The following is a 22,979-nucleotide window of genomic DNA, read 5'->3' as shown; positions in this document are numbered from 1 at the left end:
GGACTGACTATAGCATGAACGTCAAAACTATCGTGCTAAGTAACCGGTCATCTCTTCCACGCCATGCAAGGTCATGGGATACATCTTGTTATCCACGAGTTTTTTGATCTCAACGATGGTTTGAGTATATTGCCAATATGTAGGATTTTCCGGATTGAGCCAAGCGACTTTATCAAAATGATCCAGTACCCGTTTCAGCCATACGATACCCGCCTCATTATTCATATACTCAACGCTACCGCCCACCGTCATCAACTCATATGGCGACATCGATGCATCACCAACGAATATCACGCGATACTCTCGGCCATATTTATTGAGCAGCTCATAGGTTGGCATCGGTGCGCTATGGCGACGGTTATTATCTTTCCACACATAGTCATAAAGACAGTTGTGAAAATAAAAAAACTCTAAGGTTTTAAACTCATTTTTTGCCGCAGAGAATAGTTTTTCGAGCGCTTCGACATGAACATCCATACTGCCGCCCACATCAAACAGCATCAGCACTTTGACACGGTTTCGGCGTTCAGCCTGCATATGAATATCAAGCACGCCTTTCTTCGCGGTTCGCCTAATGGTCTCTTTGATATCAAGCTCATCGGCACTGCCAGTACGTGCAAACTGGCGCAGATTACTTACGTAGCGCCATCTGAATTTGACGCGTACCAAGCTGACTATCGTCGTCTAGATTGCGATATTTACGCTGCTCCCAAACTTTGGCAGCACTGCGCTTACGAGATTCACCGCCGACCCGTACGCCTTCTGGATGATCGCCATAGGCACCAAATGGTGAAGTACCACCTGTGCCAACCCATTTGCTACCACCTTGATGACGTTCTTTTTGCTCTTTTAGACGCTCTTCTAACGCTTTCATTAACTCCTCTAGCGAGCCATACTTTTTGAGTAGTCGACGTTGCTCTTCTGTCAGATTTTTTGGGTCTAGTTTTAAATCCAGCCATTCTTTAGGAACGTCCGTCAGCTTGGCCAATAATTCATCCAGATCTAAACTGTCGACGCCTTCGAAATAATCCGCCATTGCCCGATCAAACTTATCAAAATGACGCTCGTCTTTGACCATGCACAGTCGAATCAGCCGATACATATCTTCGCGGCTAGCAAAAGTAGTCAGTGCTGGATCTTCAGGATGCGGCTGCATCATCAAACCCTGCTCAAGCGCAGCATTGAGATCAAGCAGTTCACGTGTACTGACTGGTACGCCGTAAGTACGCAAGGTATAAAACAGTTTTATGAACATAAGCTACGCATCACTTATTGGCTGATTGGGTTATGACTGAGCCTAGTGCTTATAAGCTCAAACCATGATAACAAGGCAGTTAAGTCGCCTTCTACTGCTGACAGGCTAGCGACGCATCATATTGGCAAAGCGCTGCAATAGACTCACATCGGCTTCATTTTTCAGTAACGCACCATATAGTGGCGGAATGGACTTTTCACCACGCAGGTTTTCTTCTAATTCTGCTTGTGCCATATCATCAGCAAGCAATAGCGTTAACCAATCGACCAATTCAGACGTTGATGGTGGCTTTTTGAGACCTTGAATACCACGCAGTTTATAGAAGATATCGAGCGCATCATTAACCAGTTTTTCTTGAATATCAGGAAAATGCACTTCGATAATTTGGCGCATAGTTTCTTCTTCAGGGAAATCAATATAATGGAAGAAGCAACGACGCAAAAATGCATCTGGTAACTCTTTTTCATTGTTCGATGTAATAATCACCACTGGGCGCTGCGCTGCGGTAATGGTTTCGCCCGTTTCATACACATAAAACGACATCTTATCCAGCTCATGCAGCAAGTCATTTGGAAACTCGATATCGGCTTTGTCAATCTCATCAATCAGCAGCACACTGCGCTCTGTGCTGGTGAATGCATCCCACAGTTTGCCTGGCTTGATATAGTTGGCAATGTCATAGACCTTATCGTCACCCAATTGTGAATCACGTAAGCGTGATACTGCATCATACTCGTACAGACCTTGCTCAGCTTTAGTAGTCGATTTGACATGCCAAGTAATTAGGGGCATACCTAAACTCTCTGCCACCTCTTCTGCCAGTAGCGTCTTACCTGTACCCGGCTCACCTTTGATCAGCAGTGGCTTTTGTAGCGTCATTGCTGCATTTACCGCTAGCTGTAAATCATCAGTAGCAATATAACTACTGGTACCGGTAAAGCTTTTCTTAGTCTTGTCAGTCGTGGTCATAATCGAGTCTCAGTTATTGTTATACATTAAGGCTGTTAGGAGTCATCAAATTATTAAAAGTAATCGATGGAAAATAAATTATCATTTAGATTAGCACAGCCTTGTTCATTGCCAAAATACTCATGCGTTCGCGATTGCTAAGCTTCGCGATTAATAAACATAGTATGAACTTCTCATCACGCTAAATGCTTTCACTCGCCTTCCTTGTATCCAAATTATATTGAACCGACTATCTCTCTCAGGAGGGGTAAAAAATCTCAAAAAAAAAGACACGCAAGGTGTCTTTTTTATAAAGTCTTATTTTATTATTTCAGCGCTTTGAATTATTTATAAAGTACTTACTATTAACAACCGCTTTATAACTTATCAGATTTTTCTGCCTTGGAACTTTTAGTTAAGCTACTGTCTTTCTTTAAGCTGACATCTGTTTCGGCCTTAGCTGCTAAAGGCGTTTTACCAGACTGCGGAGTGACATCAGGTTGTTCAGTTAATGTATCACTTCCTGGCAAATAACTGCCTGTCGTCAACTGCATCGTCGCCTGCGTATCTTCTGCACTGCTTCTACGTGCTTTGTCTAAGCTCGATTCAAAAGCACCACGGATGAGTTGCCAAATAAAACCAACAAACAATCCCGCCACTAACACCACCAATATCGGCACCATGCCAGCTATCGCACCAGCAAAATCTTTCATCATAATAGAATAGACAACGTGAATACTAGCAGGTGCTAATACACTAGGGTCATTCAGAGCAGTGCCAGGTGCTAATAAAACAGCAAACAGTAACATCCAACTCATACCGCCCAGTGGTTTCGGTAGCATACGAGCGACCAACAACCATAATACCAATACGATAACGACACCGCCAAGGTAAGCATACATTGGTAAATCGGCAGGTGGCACGTCTTTGACCATCTGCCCCCACCAAATAGCAACCTCACCGAGAATATCACTGATGGCTTCTAACGGTAAGAGATGTACGATATTTTTTAACCAGTCCATACGCGTTTCACTATTTGCGTTTATAAATTGTGCGTCTTTTCGTTTTTGCAGGCAGACACTAGATACTGCCCTACTATAATCAGTAACAACGAATACATCATCGACATGCACACTTGATAGGCCGCTAGTTTATCACGACTCTCTACCAAAATGCATGTGACCAAATGTTTACTAAACGTTTTGTTGATTACTTTCTGAGGAGCTCGTCTCAAGGATTTGTCTAAAACAGCCTTGCAGCAAACGCCTTATAATAAAGACACTAGTCGTAAATATTATCTTGCGCTTCACGGGCCCGTAATTCTGCTTGGCGGCGCATGACATCTTGCGGCGGCATCTGCACAAAATATCCTTGTGACTCTAGCTTTGCCAATACTTCTGCTTTATCAACACGGGCCAGCGTTGGTGTGGCTGCCAAATCTAGATGCATAACAAACTTACTACGGCCTAAGCCTGCACGGAAATCTTTGGGCAAAACACCCAACCAATCCCTAATCTCATCGGTATCATCTGGATAATCAGGGCGAGCAATATAGACGTACATATCGTCATGTTTTGGAAATTTATAAATATCGCAATGCATAAAAACAACCTATCAGAAACTATCGCCATAGGTTAGCATATTTTGGGCGATTATCAGTAGTCGCTTTATGTTTTGGTGTCAGTATTCGCTCCACATTCACTGCAATCTGACAGACGTAAAAACCGTCTATTTATTGATAATTGTACTGATTGCCCTCTCGAACAGTCATTTTTGCCAAAATTATCCACTTTAATGTGGTTGATGGCTTGTAAAAATACGATTAACCTTTCATAATAAAAGCGTTTTTCAGGAGAGAGTCTGTAAGCATCTGCCTCGTATCAAACCGCATTGGTCATACGATGTCTATAATTGCTATACGACCACCGAAGGCGCATCTACCCTGCCAATCGCTCAGGTAAAAGGACTGAAAAAACACATGTCATTATTGTTTAGTTAAACGCCATCAAGCGTGCATAACTCAAACATTAGGCATAACAAATCTGGAGAGCGGTAAAACGGACGACGTTTTACCCACCGAAGGGGAGAAAATACGCTATCATCAATAGCAGGTTTAGATTAAAAACCACATAGTGATGATTCGTGTTGAAAATCTCAGGTCACAGGACAGATAGGGCTATTGCTTAAACCGACGTTCAGCGTCTGTTTGGTCTACAGTTTTCTATTTATTTTTTGTGCCACCCTTTGATGTAATACTTGCACCTTGCAATGTTGCTTCTCACTACTATGATAATGCGCATCCGTTTCTATACTTTTTGAGTATGACTGATGTACACATAAGGATTTGTTATGACCAATACTCAAGATAACCAAGCTCAAAATCAAGCGCCTCAACGCACTCCTCTATATCAGTCTCACGTCGATAGTGATGGCAAACTGGTGGATTTTTCTGGTTGGGAATTACCGATTCATTATGGCTCACAAATCGAAGAGCATGAAGCCGTTCGTACTGACGCAGGGATGTTTGACGTCTCACATATGGTCGTGGCTGATATCAAAGGCAGCGATGCAAAAGCATGGCTACAGAAACTGCTGGCCAACGATGTTGAGAAACTAAAAACTGTCGGTAAAGCCCTCTACTCTGGCATGCTAAATGAGCAAGGTGGCGTCATCGATGATTTGATCGTCTACCTAATGAATGAAGAAGCCACTGAATACCGTATCGTCTCTAATGCTGCCACTCGCGATAAAGACATGGCACAGTTCCATAAAGTCGCCGAAAGCTTTGACATTACCATCACTGAGCGCCCTGAGCTTGCGATGATTGCGGTTCAAGGTCCAAACGCCGTAGAAAAACTGGCACAGGCCAAACCTAGCTGGGCAGATACCTTAGCAGGACTCAAGCCTTTCGTTGGTGCAGACTTAACGGATATCGAAGGCACAGATTGGTTCGTCGCGCGTACTGGTTACACAGGTGAAGATGGTGTCGAAGTCATTATGCATGGCGATGATGCACCAGCGTTCTTTGAGCAATTAAAAGCCAATGGCATTAAACCTGCGGGCCTCGGTGCACGTGATACTTTGCGCATGGAAGCCGGCATGAACCTATATGGTCATGACATGGACGACTCCATCAGCCCTTATGAATGCAATATGGGTTGGACACTAGCGCTAAAAGATGAGCGTGACTTCGTCGGCCGCACTGCCATGGTTAGCAAACGTAAGCAGTCAAAAGAGGACAACACTGCAATGAAGCAAGTGGGTCTACTACTAACGACTCGCGGTGTATTGCGTGAAGGCATGACGGTGACCATCAATCAAGGCACAGACAATGAGCAGACTGGTATCATTACCAGTGGTACATTCTCCCCTAGCCTCAAAAACTCAATCGCGATTGCCCGTATTCCTGCCAGCGTATCAGACGATGACAACGTCCAAGTTGATCTACGCGGCAAAGGTAAGTTCGTTGATGTGCGCGTTCTTAAACTACCGTTTGTTCGTAATGGCAAGCAGCAGTTTGACTCATAGGCTTTATAAATTCTATTATTAGCCTCTATTAGCTTTAGCTTTACTATTCTTGCTTTACTATTCTTGTTAATTAACCTCTATCACGTAGGAGAGAGACCATGAGCAACATCCCAGCAGAACTAAAATACATTGCCAGCCACGAATGGTTACGCTTAGAAGACGACGGCACTATCACTGTTGGTATCACTGACCACGCTCAAGACCTACTGGGTGACGTGGTATTTGTTGAATTACCAGACGTCGGCGACATCATCGCTGTTGATGACGAAATCTCAGTGGTTGAATCAGTAAAAGCCGCTTCTGACGTTTATGCACCTATCTCAGGTGAAGTTGTGGAAATCAACGAAGCACTAGAAGATGATCCTGAAATAATCAACTCTGATCCATATGGTGAAGGTTGGTTCTTTAGAATGAAGCCTGACAACATCGCTGACTACGAAGCATTACTGACTGCTGATGAGTACGAAAACGAGCTGTAATATCAGCCCGATACTCTAATCTACTAGCAGCGCTAAGGTTAGAGGTCACTATTCATCATACCTTATTACATCGAAAACTCGAATAATGACAGATACTAGCAGCAGCTGGTATCTGTACGCTTTACTCTCAAAACCTGCATACTGTTTATTACTTCCAACCGCTATTTGATTTATTCGTATCAATCACTTGTCAGATGATATTGAAGAAGTGCACTCAATAATGACTCAATAATGACTCAAGTTGATCATTCAATCCCCAGCATGGATCCTAATATGAGCACCAACACTGACCTTAAAGACAACATTGCAACGCCTACTCATACACCGCAGCTACAAGCGTTTCGCGACGTGGTTGAATCACGCCGTTCTGTTCGTCGTTTTACGGACACGCCCATACCTGATGATGTATTAGCAGACTGTTTGCGTTTGGCCATGTTGGCGCCGAATTCTAGCAATCTACAGCCGTGGGAATTCTATGTCATCGATGATGTTGATAATCGCAAACGTGCGGTGAAGAACTGCATGAATCAAAACGCGGCAAAAACATCAGCACGCCTGATCGCGGTCGTTGCTCGTACTGATATCTGGCAAAGTCATGCTCAGCAAATCCTACGTGAATACCCTGACAAGCCTGTACCAAAAAAGGTCAAAGACTACTATACCAAAGTCGTCGCACTGGATTTTTTACGGGGTCCAGTTAATGTGGTATCAGCGGCTAAATGGGGCGCGACTCAAGTGGTCAGACGCTTAAAAGGTCCGATTAAATCGCCTTATTATACCTTTGAAGACACCAAAAACTGGGCAACCAACAACACCTCGCTCGCTGCGGAAAACCTAATGCTAGCATTACGAGCACATGGCTTTGACAGCTGTGCGATGGGCGGCTTTGATGAGCCTGCTATGAAGCAACTATTAGGTTTAAACAACGATCAACATATCATTATGATGATTGGTGCTGGCGAGCGTGCTGACAATGGTATCTATGACACCCAGTACCGCTTTGATCAAGATCAGTTTGTGCACTATGTCTAATGCACCATGCCGTTATTTTTAGTTAATCTCTTTATTACTTTATTACTCCCTTAATCAAGGACTATCATGACTATCTCTCAAAACCCGACGTTTGATACTTTTCAAGGACTATTCAACGAAGCTGAATTTGTCTACCGTCATTTAGGTTCAAATGACACTAAACAAGCTGATCTGCTAAGCGCTGTTGGTTATCAAGATATGGCTAGCTTTATCAATGATACCGTGCCTGAGCCAGTACGTTTACACAAAGAGTTAGACTTGCCAGTTGCGATGAGCGAGCATGCCGCATTAGCGAAACTGCGTACGATGGCAGATGACATCACCGTTAAGAAAAGCTATATCGGTCAAGGTTACTCGCCTGTGCGTATGCCTGCTGTCATTCAGCGTAACGTTCTTGAAAATCCAGGTTGGTACACCGCTTACACCCCTTATCAAGCAGAAATTGCGCAAGGTCGTCTAGAAGCCTTGCTTAACTTTCAACAAGTTTGTATCGATCTAACAGGTCTTGAGCTTGCTGGTGCCTCATTACTTGACGAAGCAACCGCAGCAGCTGAAGCCATGGCCATGTCAAAGCGCGTGAGCAAAAGCAAATCGATGCAGTTTTTTGTAGATGATCGTGTCTATCCACAGACACTAGATGTCATCAATACTCGGGCCAAGTATTTTGGTTGGGACGTGGTCGTTGGGGATTTTGAAACTGCCAAATCAGGCGATTATTTTGGTGCATTATTCCAATACGTCGGTGTTGAAGGTGACGTAAAAGACCTAACAGACGTCATTGCAGCTGTTAAAGAAAACAAAACCTACGTCAGTGTGGTTAGTGACATCATGAGCTTGGTACTACTAAAATCACCAGCTGATATGGGCGCAGATGTGGCTTTGGGTAGCACACAGCGCTTTGGTATCCCAATGGGCTTCGGTGGCCCACACGCGGCTTACTTCGCTTTCTCTGACAAAGCCAAACGTTCAGCACCTGGCCGTATCATTGGTGTATCAAAAGATTCGCAAGGCAATACTGCGCTACGTATGGCTCTACAGACTCGTGAGCAGCATATCCGCCGCGAAAAAGCCAACTCAAACATCTGTACGTCACAAGTATTGCTTGCCAACTTGGCAGGTATGTATGCTGTGTATCATGGTCCAACTGGTGTTAAACGTATCGCCACTCGTATCCATGCGTTTGCCACTGCCTTTGCTAATGTAATTAAGGGTGCTAACGATAGCAACTTAAACGTGGTACATGATCAGTTCTTCGATACCGTTGTGGTTGATTGTGGTTCAGAAAGTCTGGCTACTCAGATTTTTGAAAACGCGGATAATGTTGGTTACAACTTATGGCGTCTGGGTGACAGCAAACTAGCCGTTTCATTCAGTGAAATCAGTGATCAAACAGACTTTAATGTTTTAACTCAGCTGTTTGTCAGCAAAACACACGACTTACCTGAAGCAGCCAGTGTATCTCTTGATAGTGCACACTTACGTACTGATGATATCTTGACACATCCAGTATTTAACTCGCATCACACCGAGCATGAAATGCTGCGTTATTTGAAGTCGCTTGAAGACAAAGATTTGGCGATGAACCGTAGCATGATTTCACTTGGTAGCTGTACCATGAAATTGAATGCGACCAGTGAAATGCTACCGATCACTTGGCCTGAATTCGCTAATGTGCATCCTTTTGCACCACGTGATCAAGTCACTGGCTATATCGCCATGATTGATAGCCTACAAGACCAACTCAAAGCCATTACTGGTTTCGATGATGTGTCTATGCAGCCAAACTCTGGCGCATCAGGTGAGTATGCAGGTCTGCTTGCCATCCGCCGCTATCACGAATCCTTGGGTGAAACCGATCGTGATGTTTGCTTGATTCCAATGTCAGCGCATGGTACCAACCCAGCGACTGCTATGATGATGGGCATGAAAGTGGTTGTGGTCAAAACTGATGACAATGGTAACGTGGATATCGATGACCTAACTGCTAAATGTGAAGAGCATAGCGCGCGTCTAGGTGCTTTGATGATCACTTACCCATCAACGCATGGTGTGTTCGAAGAAGGCATCCGTAAAATCTGTGACCTTATTCATAATCACGGTGGTCAGGTCTATATGGATGGTGCCAACATGAATGCTCAGGTAGGCATGATGCAGCCTGCAGATGTCGGCGCAGATGTGCTACACATGAACTTGCATAAAACCTTCTGTATCCCACATGGCGGCGGTGGTCCAGGTATGGGGCCTATCGGTATGAAGGCGCATTTAGCACCATTTATGGCCAACCATACGCTAAGCCCTGTACATAACGCGCAAAAAGACTGCTCAGCAGTATCAGCAGCGCCTTATGGTTCAGCGAGTATCTTACCAATCTCATGGATGTACATCGCCATGATGGGCCGTGATGGCTTGCTAAAAGCGACTGAGATGGCCCTATTAAATGCTAACTATGTGGCCGCTGAACTAAAAGATCACTACCCTGTGCTATACACAGGTAAAAACGGCCGTGTCGCTCACGAATGTATCATCGATATTCGTCCGTTAAAAGAAGATACTGGCATCAGTGAAAGCGATATCGCTAAGCGCTTGATGGATTATGGTTTCCACTCACCAACGATGAGCTTCCCAGTTACTGGCACTTTGATGATTGAGCCGACAGAGTCTGAGTCAAAAGAAGAGCTAGACCGCTTTATCAGCGCGCTCAAATCTATCAAAGCTGAAGCGTTACAAGCCAAAGCTGGCGAAAATGGTTGGACGCTAGAAGACAACCCATTGGTCAACGCACCGCATACTGCTGCTATGGTGACTAGCGGCGAATGGACGCATCCATACAGCCGTGACACAGCTGCATTCCCGCTTCCTTATATCCGCGCTCATAAGTTCTGGCCAAGCGTAGCACGTGTCGATGACGCTTATGGCGATAAGAACCTCATGTGTTCTTGCCCAAGTATCGAAAACTACTTGTAATCGTAGTCTTTGATCAACCATAAGTAGATTTTTATAAAAAAACAAACCTCCAAGTCAGTAGCTGATTTGGAGGTTTTATTTTGTGTATAGTATTAAGGTCTGTTGAACATTCAATAAACTCTAAGTAGCATAAATAATGATAGTATTTATCGATATAATAAAATAACTTTTACGATGTTGGAGCAGACATGCAACAGAAAAATCGCGTTATTCTTATTCATGGCCTGCATCAAACAGCATGGATTATGCGACCATTAGCCAAACGTTTGCAAACCGCAGATTTTGAGACTCATCAATACGGCTATCGCAGTATGCGTGATGGAATCAAGACTAATAGTCAACGTTTAAACGCTTGGCTTGAGAGCAATCACAATCCTGCCAAGCCAATTGACCTCATTGGTCATAGCTTAGGCGGGCTAATTATTCGTGATTTTATAGCGCACTACCCTCAGTGGAAAATTGGACGCTGTGTGACTCTAGGCACGCCGCATAATGGCAGCATTAGTGGCGATTATATTTGGCGACTCGCTCCTGCGATTGTCGGTAAATCATACGAGCAAGCTTTGGATGGCACGGTTGCGCCTTTGCCAAAAGGTATTGAACTTGGCGTCATAGCTGGTAATAAAGCGCAGGGTTTAGGGCAACCTATCCTAGCCTATCATAATCGAAAATTGCGTAAGACAGATAACGTGCCATCAGCAGAACATCTGATGCATGACGGCACAGTATATATACAAGAAACTAAGATTGAAGCAGCTGCCGATCATATCGTGATGCCTGTCTCACATACGGGGATGCTAATCGACAAATCCGTTGCGAAACAGGCAATGTATTTTTTACAAAATGGACAATTTGAACGCTGATCGTTATGAGATTTTGATAATTAACAACGCTCAAACTCCAATAGACATTCATGCTTATTAAGCATGAACACCCATACCTTGCTGTAATTCAGTTTTGTGCTTCTCAATGACTGGAATCAAGGTATGCACTATCCAATTATTGCGCCAACCTTTTAGCCCTTGTGGTAACTCGCTGATGCCTTTGTTGAAAGCCACAACTTCATACAGTTGAGCAAGCCATTTTTTACGCATCAGCACATTAGCAGGCACACCAATTTTCTGCGCTTGATTATCTATCGCTTGTTGCACGGCCTTTGATAGGACTTTATTTTTTGAACGATACGGCGGTAACAGACAATCGGGATGCTCAGCAGGTGGCAAACTCTTTGCGTCTTTGATGACCTTCAGCAACTCTTCACCATACAGCCGCAACATACTGCGATGCATCGTTGTTTTATGCGCAAGCTCTCGCATGCTATTGGGCTTTTCAGTAATAATTTCACGCACTGCTTGTTTTTTTATCACAAACGTACGGGGTTGATTGGTCGCACGCGCCAGTTCTTCTCGCCACGTAGCAACTCCTTTGAGTATCGCCATCTGCTGCGAGTTGTAGCGATAATCTGCCATCGTTAAGTACATCGCATCATCTTCAACGTGCTGTGTATTATACAAATCACTGGCATAAAGCTGACAATCGGCCCATACATAATCGTACAGACCTTGTTTTTTTAGCTCGTATTCAAGGTTCAAATACAACGCTGGTAAAAACCGCACATCATCAATTGCATATTGCTCTTGCTCATCCGATAGCGGACGTTGCAGCCAATCAGACTGGCTTTGTTCTTTATCAATATGCATATCTAACTGATCATCAAGCGCTTGCTGATAACCCATCTGCAGTTGACCAGTTAGATAAGACAATGCAATTTGAGTGTCAAATATATTAGTCAATGGCGGACAACCAGACAACAGATAAAAAATACCTAAATCTTCGCCGCATGCATGCCAAATCGCTACATCCACTTCACTCAGCGCCTGCCACAGTTCAGCCAATTGCAACTGCGGTGCATCTAGCAAATAAATATGGTTACCCGTATTCAGCTGAACCAGTGCCAATCGTGGATAGTACGTATCACGCTTGATAAATTCAGTATCTAATGCGACACGGCCACAAGTAGCTAATGCATCGATGACTTGAGCCAGACCGCTTTGCTCACGTACCCATGTGACAGCAGCTTCATCAGCGATGTCTAGTAACGCATCGATATCTGGTTGTGGCGGTAACACTGCTGAATCGACGTTTGTATTAAGTGATTGACGGGATACGTCATCATTAGCAACACAAGCGTCGTCTTGCGTGTTTGAATGGGTAGAAGCGTTCGAAACATGGTTGGACACGGGCAGATACCTGCATAAATAAGAGAAAATAAAACGCTAAACCACGTTTTAATAAAATGAAATAATAAAACAATTATAACAGTACCATAAAATCAAATGAGCAAGACTTGACGGCTAGAGAAATATTATAAAAACTTATAAAAATGAGCGATTTTGTATGGCTTGACCAAGCGTCATACTGTCTAGGTACTCAAGCTCACCGCCCATCGGTACGCCTTGTGCCAATCGCGTGACTTTATTGACATGACGGCTAACAGCTTCACTGATAAAGTGTGCAGTAGTCTGCCCTTCGACAGTGGTACCCGTTGCCAGTATCAGCTCTTCAACCGGCTCTTGTTTGACACGCCAGACCAACTGATCGATATTTAAATCATCAGCACTGATTCCGTCGATAGGTGATAAATGTCCGCCTAAGACAAAGTAACGCCCACGATAACCTGCTGTCTGCTCTATCGCCATCACATCTGCAGCCGTTTCGACCACACATAACAATCCATCATCGCGTCTAGGATCTTGGCACAACGGACAGATAGCCTCATCACTGAAGCTATGACAACGCTGACATTCAACAATATCACGCATCGCATCATCTAACGCTTGGGCGAGCGCCATGCCTTGTGGGCGTTTTTTGGTGAGCAGATGTAACGCCATACGTTGGGCACTTTTTTGCCCGACGCCTGGCAAAATACGTAGCTGTTTGACCAGCTGATCAAATTTGGCTGTCAGCAAAATACTTCCTTTATCTATAAACCGTAGCTATAAAAATGGGGTCGTATCGTGTCGATAACAACCCCATTTGCTAGACATTATAGTCAGATGGCCTATCGCCAATTAATTATAAAACAAGCCACCTATCCATACCAAAAATTTAAAATAACATGGAAGACTAGTACCACCCTAGTGGGCTCAGTAAGCCTAACAAGTTAAGTTATGTTTGGAATGGATATTAGAACATGCCTTGCATACCTGGTGGTAGACCCATACCTGATGTTGCGCCAGCCATGGTTTCTTCATACAAGTCATCTGCTTGACGAACGGCATCATTGATAGCAGCAGCAATTAAGTCTTCGATCATATCTGGCTCGTCTTCGAGCAAGCTTGGGTCGATGGTTAAACGCTTAACGACATGGCGACCAGTCATGGTTACTTTTACTAGACCACTGCCCGCTTCTGCATGTACTTCTTTATTGGCAAGATCTTTCTTAGCGTTTTCAACGTTTGCTTCGACTTTCTTTTGCATCGTTTGTGCTTGTTGCATCAATGCTTGAATATTCATAGTTGCCTCTTTTGTTTTTTAATAATAAATGATTGATATTTTACTAATATAAAGTGCTAATAGCGATTATACCGTTATCTTTACAAACTGTCTAAACCACGCGCCAAATCTTTAATGATATCTTCTACATCTTCTAAACCTACAGACAGACGGATAAGACCATCTTTGACGCCTGCCTCTGCACGAGCCTCAGCAGTCAGACGGAAATGTGTGGTGGTCGCCGGATGGGTAATGGTTGTTTTCGCATCACCCAAGTTATTGGTGATAGATACCATCCGTGTTGAGTCAATGACATGCCAAGCGGCAGCTTTTGAGTCAAGGTCAGCAGTTGGTTTTACTTCAAAACCCATGATAGCACCATAGCCACCCTTCATATGATGTTGGCGCGTAGCAAGCTCATGAGCAGGATGATCGCTCAACCCTGAGAAATGCACGGTACTGACATTAGGATGATTGACTAAGAAATCAGCCACTTGATTAGCATTTTGACAATGTGCTTGCATACGCAATTTAAGCGTTTCGAGGCCTTTGGTAAATACCCAAGCGTTAAATGGGCTCATACTAATACCACCTGAGCGTACCACGGTAAATGCTTCTTGCATCAGCTTGTCGCTACCGACAAGCGCGCCGCCAAGTACTCGACCTTGACCATCCAAATATTTAGTTGCAGAGTGAATTACCACATCAGCACCCAAATCTAACGGGCGCTGTAATGCTGGCGTGGCAAAGCAGTTATCAACCACTAATAAGATATCATTGGCTTTACATAACTGGCTGAGATAACCAAGATCGCAAATCTGCGCTAGCGGATTACTTGGGCTTTCGCAATAAATAACCTTGGTATTTGGCTGAACGGCATTCGCCCATGCTTCGTTATCGAAGCAATCAACGTAGCTGACTTCAACACCAAACTTGGCCATATAATTATTAAATAAACCAATAGAGGAACCGAATAATTGATTGGCCGCCAGTAGGTGGTCGCCTGCTTTCAAATAGGCCAAGCACATGGTCAAAATCGCACCCATACCTGAAGCCGTCGCAACGGCGCGCTCACCATTTTCGAGGGCGGCTAGACGACGCTCAAAGGTACGTACACTTGGATTGGTATGACGTGAATAAACATTGCCCGTCTTGGTGCCATCAAAATGCGCAGCGGCATCAGCAGCAGAGGTATAAACGTAAGAGCTGGTGGTGAAAATAGGCTCTGAATGTTCACCTTCGTCCGTACGATGTTGCCCTGCTCGTACCGCAATGGTCTGCATGCCATAATCCAGTCCTAAATCTAAGGCATCGTTGCGCCAGTTTGGATCTAACTTGTTTACATTACTTTCATCATTGGTTTGCGACTGGCTCATAAATCTTCCGTTATCTTGATAGTTATAGACTTGATAGTTGTAAATTTGATAGTTATAAATTTGACTGTAGTAAAAGTGGCTGCTTATTTTTTAATTATTGACTTAGGGCGTGCCTTCAATTCACTCGATAGTCATCTCAATGGGCTAAAAATGGCTAAATCTTGCCAAACATAGTCAAATAGCCAGTTAATATCCCGATATTATCTGCGCTATTTTTCTTATTTGACGGCAATTTATCTCACTTTTATCACCATTTTTGAAATGAAGACACGCCCTAATACACCAGCGTTATCATATCATGCCAACTTATTCCAAACAGCTGGTTTCAGATGATTATCAAATGTTATTTTTGAATACCGATATACCTCTATATCAAGATAGGTTTGAAGATTAATGAGTAGTTAAACAACCAATAAATGCGCCGCCAAATCTAACAAAAATAACGTATTTATAATAGGCATAGATGCCGACAGCTGATAAGCTTAGCGGCGATCTAAGTTCCACCTTGGGCAGTTTTATTACTTGTCCCATAATTGGCACTATTTTCTGTCAGCAAACACAGGGATATCATGCTTATTTTTAACGGAATTTTTATTATATTAGGGCTCACTAAGGTAACTCATTTATGTCGATGTTTAGTATAGATCCAAGTAATCTATCGTTGAGTCTAACACTTGGACTTACCTTAGGACTTGTTGGGTGCCAAAGCTTACCGAAGCAACCACACCTGCCTGAAAGCCAAGCGCTATCAGCACGGGTCGACGCTCTATATCAACCTAAAAGCAGCCAAGACAATGAAACATCTATAACCAGCAACATCGATCTAGTGGCAGCCGTTAGTGAGCAAAATGATATTCATCCAGAATTGTCAGGCTACCACCCTATCGTGACTGGTGCCAATGCATTTGCGTCTCGCAGTATATTAACGGATATGGCCACACGCAACATCGATGCACAGTATTATATTTGGCACAATGATCAAGCAGGCCAATTACTGTTAAGAGATTTATGGAAAGCTGCTGAGCGTGGCGTGCTTGTGCGTTTATTATTAGATGATTTTAATAATAACGCGACATTCGATCAGCATTTACTGCGTTTTGCCAGCCACCCTAATATTGCGGTACGTATCATCAACCCCCTTATGCACCGTAAATTTCAAACATTGAATTACGTCACGGGCTTGCCACGTATCAACCGCCGTATGCATAACAAGAGCATGACCTTTGATAAGCAGATTACTATTATTGGTGGACGTAATATTGGCGATGAATACCTAAGTAATGATAAAAACAGCCAATTTGCCGATTTAGATGTTTTATTGATTGGTAGAGTAGTCGCAGATATTGATAACAGCTTTACCAGTTATTGGTCATCGCCACTATCATTTGATATCGAAACTCTAGTCACCGCTGATGATAGCGCACCATCTGATTTTTTATCAGCGTTAGACAAACTTGGTTTAGATGACAAAAAGTCAGAAAGCGATTTAACGATTTATAAAACAGCAATCGAAGACTCAACGATAGACAGCGATTTGATCAATAAGCGTGTGCCCTTTCGTTGGACAGATATGCAGTTTTTGAGTGATGATGTTGGCAAACTGACAAAAGCTGTCCCTGCTGACACCAATTTGGTGCATCAACTACGGACATTATTAGGTACACCAACCAAGCAGCTAACGATTATCTCCTCTTATTTTGTGCCTACTAAAGACGGCGTCAATACACTAGTAAAACTGTCCGAAGCTGGTGTTGATATCAAAATTTTAACCAATTCGTTTGATGCAACCGACGTAACAGCTGTGCATTCCGGCTATAGCCAATGGCGTCCTAGCCTGCTCCGTGCCGGTGTCAAAATCTATGAGCTAAAATCGACTGCTTCTGAAGAACAACGTGAAAATAAGCTGTGGAAAGCTCGCAGTCAGTCTTCCACCAGCCTACATGCAAAGACTTTTGCGGTTGATGACCACCAAGTATTCATTGGCTCATATAATGTTGACCCTCGATCTGCCAATATCAATACCGAAATGGGTGTGATTATCAATGATGATGAGCTAGCGAGACAGTTGCATGGCGCACTTGGCGACGATTTATTAAGCAAAGCTTATGAAGTGAAGTTATTAGACAATGGCAACCTGCAGTGGCAAACCATGGAAAATGGTAAAAAAGTGGTTTACGATTCAGAGCCGCGTGTCGATGTCAGCGACCATGTTTGGCTGACTATCATGTCATGGTTACCTATTGACTGGCTATTGTAGCGCTCATACTTGATAACCCTCAAAATGACTGTTTAGAGGTAAATTAAAATGACTGAGTGATTAATTTTCACTTACTCTCAGAACCCTTGTAACTTAGACATCTGTTTCATATATTAGCTCCCAAACCTTTATTTTTTCGACAAATCATTATCTATTTATACTGATTTGTCGTTTTTTATTATGGCCGGTTATCTAGATAATAACCGGCTTAACGAATGCCTTTATATATGCGTGATCTATTATGCCTTCCCGTTCCCAATATGCACTGATGTCTTCTAGAGACAGAAATACAGTAATGTTTATCTGCTTTAGTAGTGCAGTGGCGTTTTTTGATTTTTTGATTTATTTATATATCTCAGATATTGTGGCGGCCGCTTTTTTTCCTGCTAACATCGACCCGACTATTACAAAGATACAAGGGCTTGGACTGTTTACGATTGGCTATTTCGCACGCCCAATTGGTGGCATTGTTTTTGGTCGTTATGGTGATATAAAAGGTCGCAAACCCATACTACTAATCAGTATATTAGTCACTGCACTCAGCCTATTGGCAATGGCGAGCTTACCTACTTATGCACAATGGGGATTGATTGCACCCATCTTATTTATCACTTTACGATTTATACAAGGTATGGCATTTGGTATTTATGTACCACTCGCTTGGATTTTTGTAGCAGAGCATGTGCCACGGCTGTACTCGTCCGTCGTCTGTAGTTATGTCAGCGCCAGTTTCTATGTAGGGGTATTATTCTCTAATGCCTTTTTTCTTTGGCTGACCAGTTCCATGACGACGGCGCAATTGGCTGATTACGGTTGGCGTTTACCATTTTTCATCGCGGCTGCCTTGAGCCTTATGCCATTATTGGCATGGCGATGGATCGATGAGTCGCCATTTTTCCTTGAAATGAAAAACTCGCAACCAAACGACTATGTTGCCAAACCATTCCGCCTACTCTTCAAGCACTGCAAACATTCACTATTTATTGGTATGATTCTCACGCTTATTGTTTCTAGCGTAACGACTGTGGTCGTACTCTTATTGCCTGATTTGATTGAGATGCACTTTACGTTAGATAGCGACCTGTTCGGATTTTCACACAGTCTAGGTATTATATTCATGATTCTTGGCTGTATTTTTTATGGAATAATTTCTAACCATCAAAATTTTGGTAAAATTTTGACCATTGGTTCTATTCTATTAATCGTCCAGATGCTGGCATTCTTTTATCATCTACAGTCGAGCGGTGACTACATCCTCATTATGTATGCGCTGTTAGGATTTTGTGCTGGCATCATTGGTATGATACCGGCCATTATTTTGCAGTTATTTCCAACCAATGTCAGACTCACAGGAATGGCTTTTTGTTATAATATAGCCTACGGCATTGTCGGGGTGTTAGTGCCTTTCGGGCTTGGCTATGCCACTCTTTATGTGGCTTTCTCACCAGCACTCTACATTGCGTTCATCGGTTTTATTGGAATAATAATGGGCATTTACTTCTATAATTTGCCCGAAGCCAAAAAAATCGACCAGATTATCTAGATCGGGATATTCATTAAAATGTTTATACCATTATTTGGTATAAACATTTTTGCACGAAACCCCACACCCTCAAAGATTAGAATATTAAGGCTTAACAATCATGGTTGATATGACCAATAAAAGACTCTCTGTCGCACCAATGATCGACTGGACAACCACAGATTATCGGTACTTTGCACGGCTCTTTAACCCGCATGTGTATTTATATACAGAGATGATCAGTACGGGTGCCCTAATACATGGCAATCGCGCACGGCATCTACGCTTTGATACGCAAGAGCATCCGTTAGTGTTGCAGCTGGGTGGCGCTGACAATAGCGAGATGACTCAATGCGCTGAATTTGCACAGCAGCATGGCTATGATGAAGTCAATATCAACGTTGGTTGCCCATCAGATCGCGTACAGCATAATAAGATAGGCGCTTGCCTAATGGCAGAGCCTCATACGGTTGCAGACTTGGTCAAACATATGCAAGCAGCAGTCGATATTCCGGTGACGGTTAAGCATCGCATCGGTATTGACGACTTCGACAGTTATGAGTTTATGGTAGATTTTGTGCAGGCCGTCGCCGAGGCTGGGTGTACGCGATTCATCGTTCATGCACGTACTGCGTGGCTACAAGGGCTGAGTCCTAAGCAGAATCGCGAGATACCACCACTCCGCTATGAAGATGTGTATCGCCTCAAACAAGACTTTCCAGCACTCGATATTGAGATTAATGGTGGGATTGACACAATCACTGATATTGAAACGCACTTGCAACATATCGATGGGGTCATGATTGGACGAGCGTTTTATCACAATCCTTATTTATTGGCAGAAGCCAATAGCTTATGGAGCGACAAGCCAGCACCTAAACGCTCAGAAATTCTATCGCAGCTTTATCCCTATCTCGAAGAGCAACTCGCCAAAGGTGAACCGCTACCTACGATGACACGTCATTATCTAGGGTTATTCCAAGGACTTATGGGTGCACGTAAATGGCGTCAGGCATTGAGTGGTAAACCTCAGCTGACCATTGATGATATCAAACGCGCGGCAGATGAAGTCTTCTTATTGAATCCTGATATGTAATCGCTTTTATCATCGTAAGAACGAGCATAAAGATGCTTTAAAAAGTCAGAAAAAATCGCGGTTTATTTAAGCTCCTTGCGCCATATACTGCCACATCGCTGCACCGTTGTTAGCGATGTGCAATAGTATCGGCAATAATAACGACCCTGATTTGACACGTGCATAGCAAAATACCAATGCCAATACGACAATGGTGCTGATTTCATAAATACCATACTGCACATGGATCACTGCAAATATCAAACTGGTCACAATACTGGCAACGATTGCGCCACGATACTTTGTGGAATAAGAGGAATCAGCGAACTGTTCTGCGATAGCCGTCCATAAAATACCGCGAAAGACCAACTCTTCATATAATGGTGCAACGATGACCATCGCAAAGACCAGCAGCCATACCGAACTGACAGATTGGTATAGCGGATCCACAAATACCAGTGGCGTCTCATCGAGAAAGTACGTCAGCGCCTGACTGGCAATCATAAATATCAATAGCAGCCCAGCCATTTTCAGCCCCGCCGCAGATGAAAATGACTTTATCGCCAGATACTGACGCACACTGCCTCCCCTCAAACGAATGACAGAGACAGTAATCGCTGTTATTAACACACAACCTATAATGATAGAGAGGCTCACAACCGTGCCATCATTACCGCCAAATAAGAATATATCACCTACTGTTGCATTTTGAGTAGCAGGTAACACTAGCTTGCCAGCGACATATACACCCAATAACTGACTGATAAAAAACACCATCACCATGCCTACCGTTAGTAGGAATGCACCCAAGTGTGAAAACAGTGGTACATGGTCAAGCGATGCAGCTTGCTTGCGTGAGTCAGTAGCATTTTTTAGCATAAAGTCGTTACTCAAAAGTCTGTTTTCAGCCTATCTCTGTAAAAATCATCAATAATAATTGACGACTATTTTAACAGTTGCTGCTCAATCAATGACAATACTTGCAGTGATACAGAGTCAGGATGTTCAAGCGGGAACATATGACCACCTGCATGAGTGGTATAAGGCACCCCTAATCGTGCCTGCACTTGCTGAGGGAAGTGACGTTTTAAAAATATGCTGTCTTCACCAATAATCAAAGTCACAGGCACCTTAGGACCGCGATTTGGTGTGAGCCAATACCAAGATGGATTGGTACGGAATACGGCAACTTCGCTAGATTTAGGAATCGCTAAGGTTACTTTACCGTCAGCACGTTGGTGTAAGCCATGGTCGATATAGCCTTGAAAACTGCGCTCATCAAAATTCTTAAAAAACCCTTTATGGCGCATCTGTTCATAAGCATCTGCTCGACTATCCCATACATCACGGCGATGCTTGGATATTCCAGCGGGTGATAACTTATCCATCAAACGGTTATTCATCAACGGCAACCGATCCACTGTCTTTGCCAAGTGCCATAGCAGACTTACCTTGCCATAAATCCAAGGCGGATCCATGAGGACCGCTTGCGCAAAGTACTTTGGCTCACGATACAATGCTTGCATGGTACACATTGCGCCAAGTGAGTGACCGACTGCGACTACTTGCGCGACGCCATGTTTCTCACAAGCACTTTTTACACTATCAATAATTTGATTTGTGAGACTACGCCAGTGATCATCTACGGGATAACCTGGAGTATCGCCCAGCATTGCAATATATTCAATCGTAAAAAACGCTGCTAAGTTCTCAAAAAATGGCTGATAAACAGCACTTGGCATACCATTAGCATGCGCAAAATGAATAACAGGTTTGTTTGTTATTTTAGAGATAGGTAAAGTGGCAAAGGTCTGAAAATTGCGTTCATCAGTCATAATAGGCTCTCATCGAATCATTATGGATAGCTTATGTGTCATTTATCATCATCAAATCTGACATATCTAATATATAAATAAGAAGGCTGAGCATAATTATACGCTCAGCCTTATCAATCATACACAGTAAATCTAAAATACAAAATGCTTAACGCATCTCCACATTGCCATCTTCTTTTGTTAGGACATCAAGATTGACACTAGAACCAATGCCTGCACCTAACTTAATAGCAAAACGATCCATAAATGACTCAAAAGGATCTGTTGGGCTGTAGTTAATCGCCGTATCAAGATCTAACTCTTTTTCTAAGCTCGCGATGCTGCCTTTCTTGTCTGCTAGACCAAGTTCGATAGACTGCTCACCTGTCCAAAATAGCCCTGAGAACAACTTATTCTGTTCAGGATTTTTTAGACGATCGCCGCGGCCTTCTTTCACTGCATCGATGAAATGCTTGTGCGTATTTGCTAATACTTTTTCGACATGACCTTCTTCATAGTCAGTCAATGGACGCGATAAGCTTAAGATATCTTTATACTCACCAGCGGTCAAAGTACGATCTTTTACGCCGACTTTATCCATCAAGCCTTCGATATTATAGCTCGACATAATCACGCCGATAGAGCCAACCAAACTTGATGGATTGACATAAATCTCGTCTGCTGCAGAAGCAATGTAATAAGCGCCAGAAGCACCAATATCACCAATCACTGCATAAAGCTTTTTGTCTGGGTACTCTTGACGCAACTCCATCATAGTCTGCCAAATTTCATCAGACTGTACAGGTGAGCCACCAGGTGAGTTGATATCTAGCACAACAGCTTTTGAGTTACTGTTTTCAAAGGCACGGGTCAGAGCTTCATTGACATCATAGGCATTGGCCACATCGCCGCTACTGATGACACCTTGCAGCTCAACCACGGCCAAATGTGGCTCGCTATTGTCGACTGCATCCATGCCTGTTGAGGCACTGCTGCAACCACGGCCAAGGGTCAAAAATATCAATAAGATATAACCAAAGGTCAATAATTTAAAAAAGATACTCCAGCGACGAGCGCGGCGCTGTTCAACCACACTAGCCAGCAATGTGTTTTCCAGCAGTCGCCACTCTTGTCCAGTCGGTTGGCTTGATTGCTGCATGGGTGCTGGCTGATTTGCCGAAGTGTCAGGACGTTTGTTAGGGTCTGGTGGCCAGTTGGGCATATAACTTCCTAA

At 43.4% G+C, this 22,979-nt stretch carries 18 protein-coding genes, 1 pseudogene and 2 riboswitches; of the genes and pseudogenes, 8 read left to right on the top strand and 11 right to left on the bottom strand.

The genetic code is table 11. From position 1 onward, the window contains the following. Positions 1 to 27: 27 nt before the first annotated feature. From AAEY75_RS08795 to AAEY75_RS08780, 4 genes and pseudogenes are all read right to left on the bottom strand, one after another. Positions 28 to 1,255: pseudogene (locus AAEY75_RS08795) on the bottom strand (vWA domain-containing protein). A 105-nt stretch (positions 1,256 to 1,360) separates the two neighbouring features. Then, positions 1,361 to 2,224 carry an AAA family ATPase gene (locus AAEY75_RS08790; RefSeq protein WP_197217660.1) on the bottom strand — a complete coding sequence of 288 codons (864 nt, stop codon included), beginning with the start codon at positions 2,222 to 2,224 and terminating at the stop codon, positions 1,361 to 1,363. A 356-nt stretch (positions 2,225 to 2,580) separates the two neighbouring features. After that, positions 2,581 to 3,225 (bottom strand): hypothetical protein, encoded by a 645-nt coding sequence (locus tag AAEY75_RS08785; RefSeq protein WP_197217658.1) that lies wholly within the window; start codon positions 3,223 to 3,225, stop codon positions 2,581 to 2,583. A 259-nt stretch (positions 3,226 to 3,484) separates the two neighbouring features. Beyond that, positions 3,485 to 3,805 carry a YcgL domain-containing protein gene (locus tag AAEY75_RS08780; RefSeq protein WP_110922710.1) on the bottom strand — a complete coding sequence of 107 codons (321 nt, stop codon included), beginning with the start codon at positions 3,803 to 3,805 and terminating at the stop codon, positions 3,485 to 3,487. A gap of 237 nt (positions 3,806 to 4,042) precedes the next feature. Then, positions 4,043 to 4,182: riboswitch (glycine riboswitch) on the top strand. Between the two features lie 53 nt (positions 4,183 to 4,235). Further along, a riboswitch (glycine riboswitch) is annotated at positions 4,236 to 4,383 on the top strand. A gap of 169 nt (positions 4,384 to 4,552) precedes the next feature. Here AAEY75_RS08780 and gcvT point away from each other — a divergent pair. The 5 genes from gcvT to AAEY75_RS08755 all read left to right on the top strand — a co-directional run bounded on the left by gcvT (position 4,553) and on the right by AAEY75_RS08755 (position 11,069). Then, positions 4,553 to 5,731 (top strand): glycine cleavage system aminomethyltransferase GcvT, encoded by a 1,179-nt coding sequence (gene gcvT, locus AAEY75_RS08775; protein WP_197217656.1) that lies wholly within the window; start codon positions 4,553 to 4,555, stop codon positions 5,729 to 5,731. Between the two features lie 98 nt (positions 5,732 to 5,829). Then, entirely contained in the window at positions 5,830 to 6,210 is a 381-nt protein-coding gene (gene gcvH / locus AAEY75_RS08770; RefSeq protein ID WP_110922708.1) for a glycine cleavage system protein GcvH, read from the top strand. Positions 6,211 to 6,483: 273 nt separating this feature from the next. Further along, positions 6,484 to 7,242, top strand: coding sequence for a nitroreductase family protein (locus AAEY75_RS08765; RefSeq protein ID WP_197217654.1), 759 nt, complete (start codon positions 6,484 to 6,486; stop codon positions 7,240 to 7,242). 66 nt (positions 7,243 to 7,308) lie between these two features. Beyond that, positions 7,309 to 10,206 (top strand): aminomethyl-transferring glycine dehydrogenase, encoded by a 2,898-nt coding sequence (gcvP, locus tag AAEY75_RS08760; RefSeq protein ID WP_352259374.1) that lies wholly within the window; start codon positions 7,309 to 7,311, stop codon positions 10,204 to 10,206. Between the two features lie 188 nt (positions 10,207 to 10,394). Next, positions 10,395 to 11,069 (top strand): lipase family alpha/beta hydrolase, encoded by a 675-nt coding sequence (locus AAEY75_RS08755; RefSeq protein ID WP_352259373.1) that lies wholly within the window; start codon positions 10,395 to 10,397, stop codon positions 11,067 to 11,069. Between the two features lie 57 nt (positions 11,070 to 11,126). Here the strand turns inward: AAEY75_RS08755 and AAEY75_RS08750 are convergent, their stop codons facing one another. The 4 genes from AAEY75_RS08750 to AAEY75_RS08735 all read right to left on the bottom strand — a co-directional run bounded on the left by AAEY75_RS08750 (position 11,127) and on the right by AAEY75_RS08735 (position 15,077). Further along, the gene (locus tag AAEY75_RS08750; RefSeq protein WP_352259372.1) at positions 11,127 to 12,446 is read right to left on the bottom strand and encodes a ribonuclease D; all 1,320 of its coding nucleotides are present in this window, start codon (positions 12,444 to 12,446) and stop codon (positions 11,127 to 11,129) included. 135 nt (positions 12,447 to 12,581) lie between these two features. Then, positions 12,582 to 13,175: a recombination mediator RecR gene (recR, locus tag AAEY75_RS08745; RefSeq protein ID WP_197131285.1), complete on the bottom strand. Its 594-nt coding sequence runs from the start codon at positions 13,173 to 13,175 to the stop codon at positions 12,582 to 12,584. Between the two features lie 217 nt (positions 13,176 to 13,392). Further along, positions 13,393 to 13,722: a YbaB/EbfC family nucleoid-associated protein gene (locus AAEY75_RS08740; protein WP_110922703.1), complete on the bottom strand. Its 330-nt coding sequence runs from the start codon at positions 13,720 to 13,722 to the stop codon at positions 13,393 to 13,395. An 80-nt stretch (positions 13,723 to 13,802) separates the two neighbouring features. Further along, positions 13,803 to 15,077, bottom strand: a complete 1,275-nt coding sequence (locus AAEY75_RS08735) for an O-succinylhomoserine sulfhydrylase (RefSeq protein WP_352259371.1) — start codon at positions 15,075 to 15,077, stop codon at positions 13,803 to 13,805. A 625-nt stretch (positions 15,078 to 15,702) separates the two neighbouring features. On the opposite strand from AAEY75_RS08735, the gene AAEY75_RS08730 reads away from it, so the two are divergent. The 3 genes from AAEY75_RS08730 (at position 15,703) to dusA (ending at position 19,952) form a co-directional block, all read left to right on the top strand. Then, a complete protein-coding gene (locus AAEY75_RS08730) occupies positions 15,703 to 17,334 on the top strand; it encodes a phospholipase D family protein (RefSeq protein ID WP_201591216.1) in 1,632 nt (543 codons plus the stop codon). Between the two features lie 241 nt (positions 17,335 to 17,575). Then, positions 17,576 to 18,877 carry an MFS transporter gene (locus AAEY75_RS08725; protein ID WP_352259370.1) on the top strand — a complete coding sequence of 434 codons (1,302 nt, stop codon included), beginning with the start codon at positions 17,576 to 17,578 and terminating at the stop codon, positions 18,875 to 18,877. Between the two features lie 100 nt (positions 18,878 to 18,977). Next, complete coding sequence (gene dusA, locus AAEY75_RS08720; RefSeq protein WP_352259369.1) at positions 18,978 to 19,952, top strand: tRNA dihydrouridine(20/20a) synthase DusA; 975 nt, start codon at positions 18,978 to 18,980, stop codon at positions 19,950 to 19,952. A 66-nt stretch (positions 19,953 to 20,018) separates the two neighbouring features. Here the strand turns inward: dusA and AAEY75_RS08715 are convergent, their stop codons facing one another. The 3 genes from AAEY75_RS08715 to sppA form a co-directional block, all read right to left on the bottom strand. Continuing rightward, on the bottom strand, positions 20,019 to 20,810 hold the full coding sequence (locus tag AAEY75_RS08715) for a CPBP family intramembrane glutamic endopeptidase (RefSeq protein ID WP_352259368.1): 792 nt from the start codon (positions 20,808 to 20,810) through the stop codon (positions 20,019 to 20,021). Between the two features lie 65 nt (positions 20,811 to 20,875). After that, a complete protein-coding gene (locus AAEY75_RS08710; protein ID WP_352259367.1) occupies positions 20,876 to 21,766 on the bottom strand; it encodes an alpha/beta fold hydrolase in 891 nt (296 codons plus the stop codon). A gap of 148 nt (positions 21,767 to 21,914) precedes the next feature. Continuing rightward, a complete protein-coding gene (gene sppA, locus AAEY75_RS08705; protein ID WP_110922697.1) occupies positions 21,915 to 22,967 on the bottom strand; it encodes a signal peptide peptidase SppA in 1,053 nt (350 codons plus the stop codon). Positions 22,968 to 22,979: the final 12 nt, after the last annotated feature.

This window comes from Psychrobacter sp. TB55-MNA-CIBAN-0194 (genome assembly GCF_040309505.1).
Classification (GTDB): domain Bacteria; phylum Pseudomonadota; class Gammaproteobacteria; order Pseudomonadales; family Moraxellaceae; genus Psychrobacter; species Psychrobacter fozii.
Note: the sequence above shows the minus strand (reverse complement) of the source record. Positions and strands in the feature narration are given on the sequence as shown.

What these genes read in the sequence shown, in the direction of transcription:
- dusA (WP_352259369.1), top strand. Translation starts at nt 18,978, where the DNA reads ATGGTTGATATGACCAATAAAAGACTCTCTGTCGCACCAATGATCGAC.
- gcvP (WP_352259374.1), top strand. Translation starts at nt 7,309, where the DNA reads ATGACTATCTCTCAAAACCCGACGTTTGATACTTTTCAAGGACTATTC.
- AAEY75_RS08780 (WP_110922710.1), bottom strand. Translation starts at nt 3,805, where the DNA reads ATGCATTGCGATATTTATAAATTTCCAAAACATGACGATATGTACGTC.
- AAEY75_RS08725 (WP_352259370.1), top strand. Translation starts at nt 17,576, where the DNA reads ATGCCTTCCCGTTCCCAATATGCACTGATGTCTTCTAGAGACAGAAAT.
- AAEY75_RS08730 (WP_201591216.1), top strand. Translation starts at nt 15,703, where the DNA reads ATGTCGATGTTTAGTATAGATCCAAGTAATCTATCGTTGAGTCTAACA.
- gcvT (WP_197217656.1), top strand. Translation starts at nt 4,553, where the DNA reads ATGACCAATACTCAAGATAACCAAGCTCAAAATCAAGCGCCTCAACGC.
- gcvH (WP_110922708.1), top strand. Translation starts at nt 5,830, where the DNA reads ATGAGCAACATCCCAGCAGAACTAAAATACATTGCCAGCCACGAATGG.
- AAEY75_RS08785 (WP_197217658.1), bottom strand. Translation starts at nt 3,225, where the DNA reads ATGGACTGGTTAAAAAATATCGTACATCTCTTACCGTTAGAAGCCATC.
- AAEY75_RS08740 (WP_110922703.1), bottom strand. Translation starts at nt 13,722, where the DNA reads ATGAATATTCAAGCATTGATGCAACAAGCACAAACGATGCAAAAGAAA.
- AAEY75_RS08765 (WP_197217654.1), top strand. Translation starts at nt 6,484, where the DNA reads ATGAGCACCAACACTGACCTTAAAGACAACATTGCAACGCCTACTCAT.
- AAEY75_RS08715 (WP_352259368.1), bottom strand. Translation starts at nt 20,810, where the DNA reads ATGCTAAAAAATGCTACTGACTCACGCAAGCAAGCTGCATCGCTTGAC.
- AAEY75_RS08710 (WP_352259367.1), bottom strand. Translation starts at nt 21,766, where the DNA reads ATGACTGATGAACGCAATTTTCAGACCTTTGCCACTTTACCTATCTCT.
- AAEY75_RS08735 (WP_352259371.1), bottom strand. Translation starts at nt 15,077, where the DNA reads ATGAGCCAGTCGCAAACCAATGATGAAAGTAATGTAAACAAGTTAGAT.
- sppA (WP_110922697.1), bottom strand. Translation starts at nt 22,967, where the DNA reads ATGCCCAACTGGCCACCAGACCCTAACAAACGTCCTGACACTTCGGCA.
- AAEY75_RS08790 (WP_197217660.1), bottom strand. Translation starts at nt 2,224, where the DNA reads ATGACCACGACTGACAAGACTAAGAAAAGCTTTACCGGTACCAGTAGT.
- AAEY75_RS08755 (WP_352259373.1), top strand. Translation starts at nt 10,395, where the DNA reads ATGCAACAGAAAAATCGCGTTATTCTTATTCATGGCCTGCATCAAACA.